Genomic DNA, 2,163 nt, shown 5'->3' with positions numbered 1-2,163 from the left:
CGGCATCCACGGTAACGGACCGTCGTCGTTCCCGGCGGACGTGGTCTCCCTGGCCGGCTATCTCGCCCTGTACGTGACGGTGCTCGGATTGATCCGGGTGCGGGTGGCCAGGTTCCACCCCAGCATGTGGCTGGACGGGCTCATCGGCGCGCTCGGCGGCCTGTCAGCCGGTGTCGCCTTTGTCCTGGGCCCGTATCTCTACCCCGGTCCCGGCCAGCGGGTAGTCGCGCTGGTCGAGTTGACGGGCCCGATCACGGACGTCCTGCTGCTGGCCATGCTCGTGGCCGTCGGCGCCATTCTGGGGGTACGTATCGACAGGACGCTGCTCGTGCTCACCGTCGCACTGGCGTGCGTCTTTGCGGCGGATGTCACGCTCTTCGCTCTGAAGGTCCGGGGCGCGTACATGGATGGCGGTCTGCTCGAGCTCGGCTGGTTGGTGGGCGTGGTCCTTGCCGCGGTGGCGGCGACCAGTGCGTGCGAGCGGCCTGCGCCGTCAGACTGCAACGGAGGTTCCCGCCTCGGCTGGCGACTGCTCGCCGTGCCCCTGATCTGCGCCCAGGTCAGCCTCGGCGTCCTCGCCTCGGGATGGACCCACCCGATGCCGGCCGTCTCGGCCTGGCTGGCCATCGGGTGTGTGCTGGCCGGCATTGTGCGCATCGGCGCGACCTTCCGTGAGGTCCGTGGCTTCAACCAGATGAAGCGGGAGGCCCGCACCGACGAGCTGACCGGTCTGGCCAACCGCCGCGCACTGCTGGAACGGGCCGAGCGAACCGTTGCCTCGGCCACCGCCGGCCGTCCCGCGGCTCTGCTCCTGCTCGACCTCGACGGGTTCAAGCAGGTCAACGACAGCCTCGGGCACTCCGCCGGCGACGACCTGCTGCGTCAGGTCGGCCCACGCCTGCGCTACTCCCTCCGCGCGGACGACCTTCTCGCTCGACTTGGTGGCGACGAGTTCGCCGTCCTGCTGCCCGGCACGGGCCTGGACGAGGCGCGGGCCCTCGGCGAGCGCCTTCACGACCTGCTGCTCCAGCCCTTCACGGTGGAGGACACCCTGGTGCACGTCGGCGTCAGCATCGGCGTCTCGGCCACCCCCGTGCCCGCAGCCAGCGTGCAGGAACTGCTGCACTGTGCCGACGTGGCGATGTACACGGCCAAGGCCGGGCGCGAGGGCGTCCATGTCTACGTCGCCGACCCCGTCACCCGGGCGGCCGGCGGTGACCGGCTGCGCACCATGGAGGACCTGCGGACCGCGCTCTCGGGCGACGAGCTCTTGATCTTCCTGCAGCCCCAGGTGGACCTCCGGACCGGCCAGGTCGTGGGCACCGAGGCCCTGATTCGCTGGCGCCACCCGACCCGAGGGATGCTTTCCCCCGCCGACATGCTGCCGGCGGCGGAGCAGGCCGGCCTCCTGCGGCCGCTCGCCGACACGGTGCTCGAGCTGTCACTGGCCGCGGCCCGACGCTGGTGGGCGGACACCGAACTGCCGGTATCGGTGAACCTGTCGGCGGCGAACGTCACCGACCTGGAGCTGCCGGCCAAGGTCGCCTCCGCCTTGATGCGGCACGGACTGCCGGCGCGGGCGTTGACGCTGGAACTGGTCGAGGACACCCTCATGGCCGATCCCGAGCGCGGTCGGACCGTGCTCGCCGAGTTGCGCCAGCTCGGCGTCCGGACGTCGATCGACGACTACGGAACCGGCTACAGCTCACTGGCCTACCTGCGGCACCTGCCCGCTGACGAGCTCAAGCTCGACCGGAGTCTGACTGCGGATGTCGACAGCGACCCCCGCGCCGCGGCCATCGTGCAGCACACCGCCGCACTCGCTCACGACCTCGGACTAAACCTGGTCGCCGAGGGCGTGGAAGACCTCTCGACGAGTGCCGCGCTCGCCAAGCTTGGGTGCGACGTGGCGCAGGGCTACGCCATCGCCCGTCCCATGTCCGTCGACGACTTCCTGGTCTGGCTGATTGCCTCCGAACCGCTGATGGTCGACGGGATGCCGGTTCCACCGTCGTCGGACCCGCGCCTCGGTGCCGGACCTCGGCCCGCGGACAGTTGCCCGTCGCACACCCCAGGAGCCCGCGGCTCGGCAGTCGTGCCAAAGCCGCGCGCATCGTTCGTCGTGTCCTGACCGCGCGACACGCACACTGAAGCGGTCGCTGT

Annotated in this window: 1 protein-coding gene; it reads left to right on the top strand. The window is 70.8% G+C overall.

What is annotated here, in order from left to right:
• Positions 1-40 precede the first annotated feature (40 nt).
• A complete protein-coding gene (locus VK640_07310; GenBank protein ID HTE72991.1) occupies positions 41-2,131 on the top strand; it encodes a bifunctional diguanylate cyclase/phosphodiesterase in 2,091 nt (696 codons plus the stop codon).
• The last annotated feature ends 32 nt before the right edge of the window (positions 2,132-2,163 follow it).

Source organism: Actinomycetes bacterium (genome assembly GCA_035489715.1).
GTDB lineage: Bacteria > Actinomycetota > Actinomycetes > JACCUZ01 > JACCUZ01 > DATHAP01.
Note: the sequence above shows the minus strand (reverse complement) of the source record. Positions and strands in the feature narration are given on the sequence as shown.